Annotated in this window: 9 protein-coding genes; 7 read left to right on the forward strand and 2 right to left on the reverse strand. The window is 56.2% G+C overall.

Annotated elements, in window-relative coordinates:
* The first annotated feature begins 354 nt into the window (after positions 1 to 354).
* Genes KRAC_RS23235 through KRAC_RS23250 form a run of 4 tightly spaced genes read left to right on the forward strand, consistent with a single transcriptional unit; the run spans position 355 to position 4,970 of the window.
* Positions 355 to 1,521 carry an NAD(P)-binding domain-containing protein gene (locus KRAC_RS23235; protein WP_007911320.1) on the forward strand — a complete coding sequence of 389 codons (1,167 nt, stop codon included), beginning with the start codon at positions 355 to 357 and terminating at the stop codon, positions 1,519 to 1,521.
* A 50-nt stretch (positions 1,522 to 1,571) separates the two neighbouring features.
* Positions 1,572 to 2,765 carry a carboxylate--amine ligase gene (locus KRAC_RS23240; RefSeq protein ID WP_007911325.1) on the forward strand — a complete coding sequence of 398 codons (1,194 nt, stop codon included), beginning with the start codon at positions 1,572 to 1,574 and terminating at the stop codon, positions 2,763 to 2,765.
* A gap of 3 nt (positions 2,766 to 2,768) precedes the next feature.
* Entirely contained in the window at positions 2,769 to 4,400 is a 1,632-nt protein-coding gene (locus KRAC_RS23245) for a flippase (RefSeq protein WP_007911326.1), read from the forward strand.
* 15 nt (positions 4,401 to 4,415) lie between these two features.
* Positions 4,416 to 4,970 carry an acyltransferase gene (locus KRAC_RS23250; RefSeq protein WP_007911327.1) on the forward strand — a complete coding sequence of 185 codons (555 nt, stop codon included), beginning with the start codon at positions 4,416 to 4,418 and terminating at the stop codon, positions 4,968 to 4,970.
* Positions 4,971 to 5,038: 68 nt separating this feature from the next.
* On the opposite strand, the gene KRAC_RS62315 is transcribed toward KRAC_RS23250, so the two are convergent.
* Positions 5,039 to 7,150, reverse strand: a complete 2,112-nt coding sequence (locus KRAC_RS62315; RefSeq protein WP_007911328.1) for an SGNH/GDSL hydrolase family protein — start codon at positions 7,148 to 7,150, stop codon at positions 5,039 to 5,041.
* 368 nt (positions 7,151 to 7,518) lie between these two features.
* Between KRAC_RS62315 and KRAC_RS23260 the strand changes: the two genes are divergently transcribed.
* Complete coding sequence (locus KRAC_RS23260; protein ID WP_007911329.1) at positions 7,519 to 8,580, forward strand: lipid II:glycine glycyltransferase FemX; 1,062 nt, start codon at positions 7,519 to 7,521, stop codon at positions 8,578 to 8,580.
* Between the two features lie 91 nt (positions 8,581 to 8,671).
* On the opposite strand, the gene KRAC_RS62320 is transcribed toward KRAC_RS23260, so the two are convergent.
* Positions 8,672 to 9,673 carry an extracellular catalytic domain type 1 short-chain-length polyhydroxyalkanoate depolymerase gene (locus KRAC_RS62320; RefSeq protein ID WP_007911330.1) on the reverse strand — a complete coding sequence of 334 codons (1,002 nt, stop codon included), beginning with the start codon at positions 9,671 to 9,673 and terminating at the stop codon, positions 8,672 to 8,674.
* 344 nt (positions 9,674 to 10,017) lie between these two features.
* Here KRAC_RS62320 and KRAC_RS23270 point away from each other — a divergent pair, with 344 nt between their 5' ends.
* Both KRAC_RS23270 and KRAC_RS23275 read left to right on the forward strand, forming a co-directional pair.
* Positions 10,018 to 13,248, forward strand: a complete 3,231-nt coding sequence (locus KRAC_RS23270; RefSeq protein WP_007911331.1) for an ATP-binding protein — start codon at positions 10,018 to 10,020, stop codon at positions 13,246 to 13,248.
* A gap of 166 nt (positions 13,249 to 13,414) precedes the next feature.
* Positions 13,415 to 14,398, forward strand: a complete 984-nt coding sequence (locus tag KRAC_RS23275) for a 2-hydroxyacid dehydrogenase (RefSeq protein WP_007911333.1) — start codon at positions 13,415 to 13,417, stop codon at positions 14,396 to 14,398.
* The last annotated feature ends 45 nt before the right edge of the window (positions 14,399 to 14,443 follow it).

Here is a 14,443-nt window from a genome sequence, read left to right on the forward strand (position 1 = left end):
AAATAACCAATTTCCCCGCCTGCTACCAGGTTGTATCTCCGCTCACTATGCAACCGCGCGCCCTGGCTTCGTATGCTCTCCAACCGCCTCTATTCAGCACGCATCGCTACCACATTTACCTCTGCCACATAACCTCACCTTTCCTTCGTAAAAAAACACTACTTATCTACCGGTGCCAACATCCTATTGCTACGTTTACGCTGTATCTTCTGCTATAGCAAGCAAAGCAGGATAGTCAAGAACATGTCTGGCAGGAAAGAGCCGGGAGTGATGCGAGGTCGATAAAAAGTTTTTTTTGCACAATACACATACACGGATAGAGTTTCTCTGGTTGCTTTTGAAAGGTAGGTTGACGTGGCGCAGGATGCACATGTCGTTATTGGCGCGGGTCCCTATGGACTCTCAGCCGCGGCCCATCTCAAGGCCAGCGGCCTTCCCACGCACATTTTTGGGAAGACCATGGAATTCTGGGAGCAGATGTCACCCCAGATGTACTTAAAATCTTCCTGGAGTGCGCTGAATATCTCCGATCCAGCGCGGGCCTATAGCCTGCCCCGCTATGGGCAAAGTATCGGCTTAGGCAAGCAGGAACCGGTTGCGCTCAAAACATTTCTGAATTATGGACACTGGTTCCAGCAGCAGTTGCTCCCTGAGGTCGACCCGACCTATATCAGCCGAGTCGCCCGCGATGGCAACACGTTCCGCCTGGAGCTGGCAGATGGACGCGAGATGCAGGCGAACACGATTACGCTGGCGACAGGCGTCGCACCCTTCGCACATATTCCCGAAGTCATAGCTAGCCTGTCACATGAGCTGGCAAGCCATAGCCAGGAGCATCACGAACATAGCCAGTTCAAAGATAAACAGATGGTAGTCATCGGTAGCGGGCAGAGCGCGCTGGAGTCAGCCGCGCTGCTTCACGAGGCTGGTGCGGCCTCCGTGGAGGTCATCGCGCGCGGCCCCATCAATTGGATTGATCGCCGCCTCTATTACCTTACGGGACCACTGAAGCGCATCTTCTACCCCCCAAGTGATGTTGGCCCTCCAGGCGTCAACTGGCTTGTGGCGAATCCGCTGCTCTTCCGCCTTTTCTCTGAGGAGACTCGACGTTCCCTCGATCAGCGCGCGGTCCGCCCGTCTGGGTCACGCTGGTTACGCCCGCGTGTTGAAGGGCATGTTACGCTTACGCCTGACACCACCGTGACTGAGGCCCGTGAACAGAGGGGACGTGCTCAACTGCGCCTGAGCGATGGCAGCACACGCGAAGTGGATCATATTATCCTTGGAACTGGCTACCAGACCAATGTCCAAAAACTGACATACCTGGATCAGGAGCTACGCAACCAGGTGCAACAGCAGCAGGGTCATCCGCTTTTGAATCGCTGGTTTGAGTCGTCCGTTCCCAACCTGCACTTTGTTGGTGCCTCCGCCAACTATAACTTTGGGCCGCTCTGTCGCTTCGTGGTCGGGGCGCGTGTCGCGGCGCAACAGGTTGCCAAACATGCGGCGATGGTGGCCTAGCCTCTCTGGCTAGACCATCATTCCTCCTGGAATGGAACAAAGGTGTACCTATGTCAGAACCACAAGCAAAACCCGGTGTTATCGTCCTTGGTAGTGATTTCAAAGCCCTGGGCATCGTGCGTAGCCTGGGGCGACGGGGCATTCCGTGCTATGTCGTCGATAATGTCCCTCGCTCCGCCTGGTTCTCGCGCTACACGACCCAACGCATTAAATGGCACGGGGAGCGCATGGATGGCCCATTATTTCTGAGTTTTTTGCTCAGCCTCAGCAAACACTTGCAGCTTGATCAGTGGATACTTCTCCCCACTGATGATACCAGCGTGGGGTTTGTCGCGCGCCATACGCATGAGCTCTCGCGCTTCTATCTCCTGGCCACCCAGGACTGGAACGTGATTCGCTGGGCGCATGATAAACGCCTGACCTATCGCATGGCGGAAGATGTGGGCGTGCCCGCGCCCAGGACCTGGTATCCAACCTCAGAGGAGGACCTGGATCAGATGGGCATTCTCTTCCCCGTGATCCTCAAACCGGCGGTCTCGATTAATCTGCAACATGTCGTCCGCATAAAAGCCCTGCCAGTGACGACGCGCGATGAGCTCTTCACACACTACCGTCGCATCGCCCAGATTATTCCACCTGAAGAGATCATGCTCCAGGAAATTATCCCGGGTAATGGGCTGCGCCAGTTCTCGGTTGCGACCTTCTGTGAGGACGGTGAGATTCGCCTGAGCATGACCGCGCGCCGTACACGCCAGTATCCCATTCACTATGGCCTGGGCAGCAGTTTTGTGGAGGCCATAGAGATTCCCGGTCTCTGCGACCTGGCAGCTAAGATCGTACGCCATATGCGCGTGACTGGCATGGTAGAGGTCGAGTTCAAGCAGGATCCCCGCTCGGGCGACTATAAAGTGCTCGACATCAATGTGCGCCCCTGGGGCTGGCATACACTCTGTATGGCCTGCGGCCTGGATTTTCCTTTTATTCACTATAGCGCTCTGCATGGTGAGTCACCCACGCCCCAGCAACCACGCTACGACTACTGCTGGATGCGGGCCATCACCGATATACCCGCCGGTATACAGGAGATACGCTTTGGCGATCTCTCTCTTGATTGTTACCTCCGCTCCCTGCTCAAGAAGATTACCTTCTCGGTCTGGGATTGGCGCGATCCTCTTCCCGCGTTTGGTGATATGGCAACGGTACTTCAACGGGCGCTACGTGGCGCATTCAAACAAAAGGTGTAAACAATGGATAAATTGCGTAGAGTGGTGGGCAGTACCGCTATTTCTCTTTTAGGACAGGCCATCACCTGGACCTCAACCTTTCTGCTAACCATTGCCTATGGACGCTTCCTGGGGGCTTTCAAATTTGGTGAACTCTATTTTGCGCTCAGCTTTGTCATGCTCATCGGCTTCCCCCTGGAGTTTGGCTTCAATCAGCAGATTACCAGGGATGTGGCTCAGGATCATAGCAAGGCCTTGAGCTATCTCTCCAATAGCCTGCTCCTGAAAAGTCTCTTCTGGCTCATCCTTTACGCCTTCGCCCTGCTCTTCTGCCACCTGGTGGGCTATGATGACGAACAAAGCAAGCTCATCATGATCTGCGGCATCTCCCTGCTCAGTGGCTCTACCAGCAATACCTTTGCCGCCCTGCACTATGCCTTTGGCAACGTCCTCTTCCCGGTCATCGGCACAATTTTGGAGAAGGGACTAGCCGCGCTGATTGGCTACCTGGTGCTCAAAACAGGTGGCACCGTGCAGACCATGGCCCTGGTATTACTGGTCAGTTCAGCAGTCAACGCGCTCTGGCAGGCAATATGCTATTATCGCAAGGCAGGCCTGCGCTTCCGGTTTGACCTGGACACGAGCCGCTCGCTATTGCGCACAAGTATCCCCTTTATCGTCAGTGGCGCGATAGGGGTCATCTACTATCGCATCGATACGCTCTTCCTCCAGTCCTTTACCAATACAACGGTCGTTGGCTGGTATGGCGCGGGCTATCGCCTCTTCGATACGCTGGTCTTCCTGCCTTCGCTCATTATTAATCCCATCATGGCCCCCATCTACGCCAATCTGACCCTGGTCTCACAGGAGCAGCTTAAGATCGCTATCGCCAAATCCTTCAATTTTCTCCTGTTCTTTGTGCTGCCGATTACCACCGCCCTCATCGTCGCCGCGCCCACCATTATCGGCGTTCTCTATCATAACCCAGATTTCCAACATACCATCCCGGCGCTTCAGGCCCTGGCCCCCGGGCTAATTTTCCTGTACATCAATACCGTGATTGTTAGCGTGATTATCAGCACACGGCAGGAGAAGAAGATCACTATCACAGCCAGTATTGCCCTGGTCTTCAACCTGGCTCTTAATTTCGTGCTCATTCCGCGCTTTCTGCATGTTGGAGCAGCTCTGAGCACAACCCTGACCGAATTTCTGCTCCTCTGCATTAATATTCGCTATATCCCACGCCAGGCCTTCGCATTTGAGAGCCTGGTTGTTGCCAGCAAAGCCTTCCTGGCGAGCGTGATCATGGGCGTCGTCCTCTGGCTCTTGCGCTTCCAGACCATCTACCTGCTCTTACCCGCGGGAGCCTGCGCCTACCTGGCCGTGGCGCTGCTCTTCCGCACCATTCCGCCCGAGGACCTGCGCACGCTCCAGATGGCCATTCGTCACAAATCTCGAAGCGCACCCGCCGCGGAGGAACTGTTAACTGAGTCGATAGCCGTTGAGACGCTTGTCACTGAATTCGATGAGGCCACGCTGCCACGTCTGCGTGCCATCCAACTTCCCACGACCGGCGAGGAAGAGACCACGCCTTCGCGCCGCCTGCAACGCAAACGCCGCAACGAGAACCGCCTGGCTGGCGGTGAAGTTGTGTAGTGTGGAGGATACCCCATGAAACGCTTTCTCAATGCCGCCCTGCGCTACGCGACCAATCATCTTATCAATCACATCCCCTCGCATACGCTGCGCCGAGCCTGGTACCGACATATGCTTGGCTGGCGCATCGGCCCTGGAACGCATCTCTTGCTGGGCCAGCATATCATGTTTGGCGGCCTGCGTAGCGGCGGCAGCAAGGTCTCCATTGGACACCATACCATTATTAATCACGACTGCCTGCTCTACACCACAGGCGGGCTTATCATCGGCAATAACGTGAGCATCAGCTCTGGCACCTGGCTCATGACGGGAAGTCACGAACTCAACCATCCCGCCTTTCCCGACATCTATAAACCCATCATGATTGAGGACCACGCCTGGCTCGGCCTTCGCTGCACCATCCTCCAGGGGGTTACCATTGGGCGAGGTGCGGTCGTCATGGCGGGCGCGGTTGTTGCCCGCGATGTCCCCCCCTTCGCCATCGTTGGTGGCGTACCCGCGAAGGTCGTCAAGTATCGCGAACTGCAAGATCCCTCCTACACGCTGGAATTCTCCCCCCTCTTCGAGTAAAAAAAGAATAGAGAGAGGCTAGAAGAGCGTGAGGGCTGCAGCCCTCACGCTCTTCTAGCCTCTCTCTATTAATTAATTTTGGTGCGTAGCGCTTCGAACCAGGCGTTGTTCATAGCGATGGCGCCTGCGGCAGTGGGGTGGATGCCGTCAGGTAAGAAATACTCTTTGTGCTGTGAGAAGAGCTTGTATAGGTCTGGGCCGCTGATCAGCCCTTCATCCTTTGTGACCCGGTCGAGGGCCGTGTTATAGCTCTGGATTAAGGTGTTGACGGCGGTGTTATCTTCTCCCGGGCGATTCATAGAGGGGATGTGCGCCAGGATTGGTATATGGCCCGCTTGCTTGATTTTCTGCACGAGATGGCGGATGTTGGCTTCGTATTTCTCGGGCGGGACCTGGCCCAGCGCGTCATTTGTCCCCCATTGCAATAGCCAGTAGTGAATATCGGGATTGAGCTGGAGCCATTCGTCGATATGCTCAACCGCCCCTTGCGAGTTCCAGCCGCCCAGGCCCGCGTCCAGCATCGCGGGAAAACGCTGTGGGAAAGCCTTGTGGACGTCCTCGGCGAACGAGGGCTGATCTTCTGGATAGCGGTTATAGGCCATAGCGGTAATCGAGTCGCCAGAGAAGAAGTAGCTGTCGTCTGCGTTCTGTGAGACGTCGTAGGCCTCCAGTTCGTCAATGGCGAAGTCGCCACGCAGTGGTTTAGCCGAGAGTTGAGTTACGGTCATTTTGACCCAGCTCTCACCACTGAAGTCCAGCAGGTGCTCACGCACGCGTGTAGCGTTGCCAGTAACCGAGACCAGCGTCTTCCAGTGACCATCGCTGCCGTCTGTGCTATCGTCCGAGACAGCGATGGTATACGCGCCGGGTCCCGCACCGTTGTCATTGATGTAGTCGAACTGGTAGTCACACACCCAGATAAAGAGCAGCTTGCTGGGTCCCTTATCCAGGTGAATCGCGCACCAGGTCGGCAGCGATTGTTGTGTAGCATCCCACTTGCCCCAGTTGCCATACTGCCCATCATTGATACTCTGCGGACCACCAGCATTCTCGTTATTCTGGCAGAAGGCGGGCTTGCCACGAGACACCAGCAGCCCATTGCCGCCACTGGCGGTTGGCCCCTGCTTATATGTCTGAATCAACTCTTTGATGGTCTGAAACTGTGGCTTAGGCTGACCGGTAATGACATCAAACATGTCCAGGCCGCCATAGCCGGTATAGCTGCCCGCGGCATATTGGCAGGCCATAATCACACCGGCCTGGATCATGGCATTGAGGGCATCCCTGGTGAACTTGGTGATGAAATCGGTCTTGTTGCCATAGCTAGGCGGCGGAGCGTTTGGATCAAAGTTCCACTCGGTCACGGCAATAGGCAAGTCCTGCCCCAGGCTCGCGCGCACATTCTGGCGTAGCTGCGTCACGATGGAGCCAATCTCGCTCGCCTTCCCCAGGCAATCAGCCTCGGTATTCTGCCAGCAGGGATACCAGTGGATGCTTAAGACGTCTGGTAGGACCTTTGAGGATTTGATTGATGCAAGATAGGCTGAGAGAAAACGTGGCGAAGATTTTTCATTATTAGTCTCAATATTGATATTACTCAGTGTAGGACCAAAAAACTTGGCCTTTGGATTAAGTTGGCGCAAGAGTGGTATCTGCTTATTCCACTGAGCGATATAGTCCTGCATAGTATGGTGGTTGTAGTTGGCTTCATTACCGAACTCATACATGAGGCAGTGCGAACCCAGGTAGCGCACTACGTGCTCATTAAAGGCCTGATTATCATAGTCGGGTAGCACCACCAGGCACTGCGCGCCGATCTTCTCGATGGTCCCTATACGCTGATCTATATCCTTATCTGAGATCGTGGAGAAGAAGAACGAGCGAATCAAGGGAATACCAGCCGACTTCATCATACTCTGAATCGTTGGCATCGTCTCAATGTTGTTTGGCGTCCACTCTATTGAGTCATTTGTGCCAAAGAGATACGATGAGACGTTGTTCTTCCAGATTTCCTGGCCAGGCAGGATCGGCTTAACGGTACTTTTGGCCTGCGTTTCTGTTCCTTGCGCTGGCGGCCCACTTGCCTTCGAATCCGTGCAGCCCGCCAGGAGCAGACACGCCAGTATCCATCCATACCAGAGCCAGAGTGGCCAGCGCGAACGTGATATTGTCTGTCGCACGTCTATCGTCCCTTCATTTCTCGCGCCTGCGGCGCTCGCCCGGATGAGTTATGTGTGGTTGGGAGTTGGCTGCCTGTGGCAGCCAACTCCCAACCACACATAACTACCCCATTTCGTAAATACGCTATGAAAGAGACGTTACCATTTGGCTGTGTATTTGCGATAACTAATGTGGTGCTAAAGCGGTTGGGTCGCATTGCTTCCTGTGGTGATATGGTACAGATGATAGCCACGGCCAGCATCATATATGCATTTGTATGCATGCATACGAACACAAACGAAACCACTATCGCAACGTCATCACAACTTCTTCCAGGTATACTCAAGCACGACAACATAAGCAGATCATAGGAGAGAGCGATAGGACTATGCTTGAAACTACGGCAATACAAACCTCTCGGCAGGCCTTTATTGAGCAGCATGAGCAGGCGTCTTTCTATAGCCAGCCAGGTTGGCTCGATCTACTCCAACACGTCTATGGCTTTAAACCCGCGCACCTGGAGAGCTATACCACCGGGGCAGATGGCCCCGCTCGCTCGCTCGCAGGGACCCTCTCTCTCTATACCGTACGCAGTCCACTGGCGGGAACGCATCTCGTCTCGCTCCCATTCTCCGATCATGCGCCCCTGCTGGCGCAGAATGAGGCGAGCGCGCTCGAACTACTCGAGCAGGCTATCGAGCTGACACGCCAACGCAAAGCGCGCTATCTTGAGCTACGCACTGGCACCAATCCTCTGCTCGCCAATCATCCGGCCTTCGTCGAGAGTGATCTCTATGTCACCTGGCACCTGAACCTGGAAAGCGATCCCGCCCTCGCCTGGTCGCACCTGCGCAAGCCTGTACAGCACCAGGTCAAGAAGGCGCGCAAGAATGGCCTCTCCATTCGTGTCGCGGATAGCACCGCCGATGTGGCAACCTATCATCGGCTCCATGTGCTCACACGCACACGCAAGCATGGGATGCCCGCCCAGCCCTCGGCCTTCTTTCACAAACTTTGGGAGAACTTCGCCCCAGGCGAGCAAATGATCCTCTTGCTGGCAGAGTATGAGCAACAACCAATTGCCGGCATGATCCTGCTGGGGTCCGGTACAACGTTGCGCTATGCCTATGGCGCCTCCGATGAACGCTACCTGCGCCTGGCCCCCAATAACCTCTTGATGTGGTACGCCATCGAGTGGGGCTGTGAGCATGGTTACCGCATTCTTGATATGGGGCGCACCGCCCGCAACAACGAGGGCCTGATGGAGTTTAAACGCCGTTGGGGCGCTGAGTTGCACCCGCTTCCCTACTACTACTATCCCCGCCAGGCGGGCCTGGCCACGACCTCTGAGCAGAGCTGGAAGTATCGCCTGCTCACCTCTACCTGGAAGCGGCTCCCACTCCCTGTCGCCAGTTCGCTCGGCGGCCTCCTCTATCGCTACCTGGGATAAAAAAAGGGGTATGGTGTGTGGTGGCAGTACCGCAAAGGCATTGCCACCACACACCATACCCCTGCGAGGCGTCATAGACGCCGAGGAGACCTTACGAATATGTTAGTGGATGCTGCTTGAAGAAGTTCCAGATGGTTTCCGACGCGGAGGGCGAGCCATCAAGCGAGGCAGGCCATGCATGCCCGCCGCCCTCAATACGATAATGCACAATTGAGGAGCCATCGCGACAGCGTATCCACTCCTCTCCTGTGACGTTGCCGTTTTGGAAAAAGGTATTGGGTCCCTGGGCGCAGTGATCGCGCTTAGCCCACTCATTGAGCCATTGCGGGACCGATGGCAGGGGGAGATCTGGCTTCTCGGGTGCAGGCCCGCCCATGTAGGGCACGACCGTGTCGCCCGTACCATGCACATCCAGAATGGGGACGCCTCTCTTAATATTGCAGCCCGTATCCAGGTCATAGAAATTGCCCGAGACTGGCGCGAAGGCCGCAATCCGCTCCGGCAAGTTGCAGGCCAGATACCAACTCATGCCGCCACCATTAGAGAAACCAGTGGCATAGATGCGCTGCTCATCAATACAGAAGCTCTGCTCCAGGTTATCCAGCAAATCATCGACATAGCGGATTTCGTCGATGCCTTGCTGAGTTGTACCAATGCTGGCCCAGAAGGTTTGTCCATTATTATCCTTCAATCCCTGGGGATAGGCCACAATAAAGTTTTCCTGGTCCGCTAACTGCGAGAGTCCCGTGACCTGCTCCATGTCTGAGCCTCGCGCCCCTGTCCCATGAAATACCAGGACCAGGGGGATGCTCTGCGTCTTATTATAGTTAGTCGGCACATGAATATAATAATCGCGCGTGCTATTGCCATTGGCGACCCTGGGATCGGCGGTCATCGTCTCATCTTCGCTACCTCCCGCCTTCACCTCAGAGTCTTTCCCACATCCATTCGCGATCTTTGGAGTCATTTTCGCGTTCTTGTTCGCTATGGTGCTTTCTTGCGCCTGCGAAACCCCACCACAGCCCGTGAGCAACAGGCTTAATACCACCCACCCATAGAGCCCTATCCCCAACAGCGTATCTCGTTGTTTCATACGCAATAGGCCTCCTCTCACGCTTCCATTCTCCTTTTTGTGCTTGCTTACGAGTTCAAAATCATCTCTGCCATTGATGTAGGTGGCTTTTCTTCTACAACGTATTACACTGTGATTTAGGTACAGTTTATCTTTTCTCCCATTACTCTGCCGCCGCCCCTGGCGTCCTCTCGAGGGTAAGGGGTGCGTGAGTGGAAAATGGGGCCTGGCCCCATTTTCCACTCACGCACCCCTTACTCTTTGATGCACAGGCAACAGCATATTCACAAGCTTCTATGCTAAAATGTATATAAAAGCAATCTCAGCATTTATTTAGATTCTTTCAATGTGCTAAAGGAGTCCTCATGCCAGAAGAGCGCAAGCTTGTCAGTATCCTCTTTGCCGATGTCACTGGTTCGACCGCCCTGGGCGATGAGTTGGATCCCGAAGATGTCCGCGCCCTGATGGGCCGTTATTATGAACATGCACGCCAGATCATTCCCCAGCATGGGGGGACGCTGGAGAAATTTATCGGTGACGCCGTGATGGCGATATTTGGCCTCCCCCAGGCCCATGGTGATGATCCAGAGCGCGCTCTGGCCGCCGCCCTGGCTCTGCGCAAGGCCGTCGCTGACGATGAGATGTTGGGTTCCATCTTCCAGCTACGCATCGGCGTCAATACGGGCGAGGTCATGGCGACCAGCGATTCTACCAGCAACCAGTTCATGGCGACTGGCGATGCCGTAAACGTGGCGGCCCGCCTGGAGCAGAACGCCAATCCCGGCGAGATCTTAGCCGGTGAACGGACCTATGCCGCCGCCAGTCATGCCTTCCTCTTCGATGCCTCGCGCCACGCCGAGGTCAAGGGCAAGAGCAGACCCCTCACGGTCTATCCATTGCAAGGACCGCGCGCCACGCGCAAGGTTGAGCGCCCGCCCCTGGTTGGCCGTAAGCAGGACCTGATGCAGCTCGCACTCCTACAGGCCCGCGCTCTGGAGGAGGAGCGTCCACAGCTTGTCTCCATTACCGCGCCCGCCGGGACTGGGAAGACGCGCCTGCTGGAAGAGTTTCTAGCGCGCCTGGACCTCGATGAGAACTTTCAGGTCGCGACGGCGCGCTGCCTCCCCTACGGCCAGACCCTGACCTACTGGCCTCTGCGCGGCCTCTTGAGCCAGCTTATTCAGGGCGGTGATATTACTATTACGCGTCCGAACGTGGCCCACGTCTTCCGCGAGGCCTCCTATGCTCAAGCGGACGCGGAGCGCCTGGCGGACCTGATCCTGGCAACCCTGGGTATTGAAGGCGAGACCACGACCGACCGTGAGAATATCTTCTCCGCCTGGCGGCTGCTGATCGAGGTCCTGGCGACCCAGGCTCCACGCATCGTTATCTTCGAGGACCTGCACTGGGCCAGCGATAGCCTCTTCGATCTCGTGGAATACATCACCCACCTGCGTACTCAGGCCCCCCTCATGCTGATCGCGCTCAGCCGTCCCGAGCTGCTGGATCGCCGTCCCAACTGGGGCGGAGGGCGCCAGAACTTCACCTCCCTGGCCCTGCAACCCCTCTCGCCGCGCAACACGCAGGAGTTGATCTCACACCTGATGCAGGACGTCCCTCAGGCTGTACGCACCCAGATCGTTGAGCGCTCGGGGGGCAATCCCTTCTTCGCCCTGGAGCTGCTGCGAGGCCTGCAAGAACGCGGGCTCACTGGGGACACCGCAAGTATTGAACAGCTCCCCGATACGGTCCATGCCGCCGTGCAGGCGCGCCTGGATCAGCTCTCACGGCCTGAGCGTTCGGTGCTCCAGGTGGCCTCGGTCGCCGGGCGTGCCCTCTCGCTGACCATGCTAGCCGAGGTCCTGAGCGAGTATAGCCTGAGCGAGCTACAACAGGCACTCGATGGCCTGCTCGAACGCGACATTCTTGTACCATCGGAGGGCCATACCTACGCCTTCCTCCACATCCTCTTCCGCGATGTCGCCTATGGCACCCTCGCGCGTACACAGCGCGTGCGCCTGCACGAGAAGATCGCGACCTCGCTGGAGACGCTCAACGCCGACCATCTCGACGAGTACGCCGAGCTGATCGCTTATCATTATCGCGAGGCGGTGACCCTCTCGCGCCAGGCCGCTATCCGTACACAGCTCCAGCTCGATGTCAGCAAGGCCCTGCACTTCCTGCGCCGTGCCGCCCACCTGGCCAGCCACGCCGGGGCTTACTTCGAGGCCCAGAACTACCTCCAGAGCGCCATCGCCATCGCGCCAGAGAGCGAATTAATTGCAATCTATGAAGAACTGGGCGATTGTATGTTCTGGTCACGTACTACAGCAGAAGCTTATCAGCAAGCATTCGCATACTGGGAGAAACAGAACACAGAACACACACCAGACGCGTCCCAGAGCCTGGTCGGGGCACGCCTCCTGCGCAAACTGCTCATCAACTATACCCGTGGCGGCGGTTGGGAACGCATCGAGGGTACGGAGCAGCAAATTCCCGTTCTACTTGAACGTGCTCAAACGCTCGTCGCCGCCTCAGGCAATGAGTACGAGCAATGGCGTATCCACCTCGTTCGCTGCTTCTCACGCTCACACATTGTAGAATCCAGTAAAGAAGAGCTACAGCAGATTCTCCCTGTCGCCCAGGAGGCAACGACCTACTTCGAACAACAGAACGATCCTCAGGCCCTCAGCGAAGCCCTGGATGCCCAGACGACGCTCTTTATGCGCCTGCGTGACTATCCAGCCATGCTCGAAGTCAACCAGCGCCGCCGTGCTATCCCTCATCTCTCAGCCGCCGAGCTGGGTGACGCACTGCATATGCTTGTCTTCTCCTATGGCTACATGAAGAACTATGAAGCAAGTTTTGAACTTGTTTTGCAAGAATTGAAAAGCTTGCGTCCTGGTCAATCACTGCTCCATTTGAGTGCAGCTCTTTCTAGCATCGCGCCCGTTGCCTTTGGTACGGGTCACTGGGACCTGCTCGAAATTCTATATCCTAAGATGGAGGAAATTCGTGAGCAGAACAGTAGCGACCTGAGCACCTTCAATATGTTTGATGGCTACTTCTCTCTGCTGCGCTGGGCGCTGGCACACGAGAATCGGCCCACTATTGATTCTATTGCCGCCTTCCTGCGGCGCGTTGTTGGCGAGATTTTTGCCTTGCGCGAACAATTTACGAATGTCATCGAGATTTATCAGACTGATGACATCGGAGCCTCATCGTTGAAGCTGACAGATTACCAGGGAGGCATGGCCCGCATCATCCTATTATTCTGCCTTGAACGTAATCTCCCCTTCCCTGAAGAGCTGATTCCCAATACCCAAACGGACCTATTCGGTTCAGGCAATTCCTTCAAACAAGATATTGAGATTGCCTATGCGATTCTCACCGACGATAACGAGCGCTTCGCACGCGCCCTGGAAAAGCTTGAACAGTACCAGGAAGTCGTCCATGCCGCGCGCCTGGACATTGTGCTTGCCGAGCGCACAGGTGACCGCAGGTACCTTGGCATGGCGCGCCCCATCCTGGAGCGCCTCCAGGATCGTCAGTTCCTGCGTCGCCTCAACGACGTTGCCGAGCGCCTTACATCTTAACCTGATACAAAAATAGAGCCGGGAGACCAATGTCTCCCGGCTCTATTTTTGTATCAGGTTAAACAAATGCACTGCTTTAGCTTGCACCTTCAGCGATACGTTTGCTACAATGAAAGTCCGCTTCTCCCTTTTCCTACTCGCTGATATTTTTTCTGGAGGCCTTTGCATGTCTGAGCGACCGAAGATTCTTGTGACACAGAAAATCCCCGCCGACGCCTACTCCCTCCTGCATGCCATTGGTGAGGTTGAGGCCAATATGGACGAGGGCGTTATCTGGTCCCCGGAAGAACTGTCACGCCGCGCACCCGGCCATGACTACCTGCTCTGCCTGCTTACCGATACCATTGATGCGCGCTTACTGGGGGCTTGCGCCAGCGCCTCGCCTCGTCTCAAGTTGGTGGCGAACATGGCGGTCGGCTATAACAATATCGATGTCGAGGCCGCGACCCGCCAGCAGATCGCGGTAAGCAATACGCCGGGCATTCTCTCGGATACCACCGCCGACCTGGCCTTCGCCCTGTTGCTGGCGACCGCCCGGCGCTTACCCGAGGCCGAACGCTTCCTGCGCGCGGGCAAGTTTACCGGCTGGGGTCCTCTCCTCTTCTGTGGGGCCGAGGTCCACGGCTCAACACTGGGAATCATCGGCGCCGGGCGCATCGGCCAGCTCATGGCGAAGCGCGCCAGTGGCTTCGATATGCGTGTGCTCTACTACAATACAAAGTGCCTTCCGGCTGATATCGAGGATGCTTACCAGCTTACCTATGGTGGGCTAGATGAACTCCTGAGCCAGTCCGACTTTGTGAGTTTGCACGTCCCCTACGCATCCTCAACCCATCACCTCATCGGCGAGCGCGAGCTGGCACTGATGAAACCGTCGGCAATTCTCGTCAACACCGCGCGTGGACCCGTAGTGGACGAGAAGGCCCTGGTACGCGCCCTGCAATCCGGGCAGATCGCCGGGGCTGGCCTCGATGTCTTCGAGCATGAACCCGCCGTCGAACCAGAGCTTCTAAGCATGGAGAACGTGGTTCTCGTACCCCATATCGCCAGCGCCTCGCTGAAAACACGCGCACGCATGGCAACCATGGCAGCAGAAAACATCGTGGCCCATGTCCAGGGCCAGCGCCCACCCAACCAGGTCAATAGATAATGTGTTATGGTGTGTGGTGCGGGGTGAATGGAAGTCATCCGGCAC

Origin of the sequence: Ktedonobacter racemifer DSM 44963 (genome assembly GCF_000178855.1) — a bacterium.
In the GTDB taxonomy this organism is placed as follows: Bacteria; Chloroflexota; Ktedonobacteria; order Ktedonobacterales; family Ktedonobacteraceae; genus Ktedonobacter; species Ktedonobacter racemifer.

Coding starts and splice junctions, on each gene's coding strand:
- KRAC_RS23275 (WP_007911333.1), top strand. CDS start 13,415: ATGTCTGAGCGACCGAAGATTCTTGTGACACAGAAAATCCCCGCCGAC.
- KRAC_RS23260 (WP_007911329.1), top strand. CDS start 7,519: ATGCTTGAAACTACGGCAATACAAACCTCTCGGCAGGCCTTTATTGAG.
- KRAC_RS62320 (WP_007911330.1), bottom strand. CDS start 9,673: ATGAAACAACGAGATACGCTGTTGGGGATAGGGCTCTATGGGTGGGTG.
- KRAC_RS23240 (WP_007911325.1), top strand. CDS start 1,572: ATGTCAGAACCACAAGCAAAACCCGGTGTTATCGTCCTTGGTAGTGAT.
- KRAC_RS23250 (WP_007911327.1), top strand. CDS start 4,416: ATGAAACGCTTTCTCAATGCCGCCCTGCGCTACGCGACCAATCATCTT.
- KRAC_RS23270 (WP_007911331.1), top strand. CDS start 10,018: ATGCCAGAAGAGCGCAAGCTTGTCAGTATCCTCTTTGCCGATGTCACT.
- KRAC_RS23245 (WP_007911326.1), top strand. CDS start 2,769: ATGGATAAATTGCGTAGAGTGGTGGGCAGTACCGCTATTTCTCTTTTA.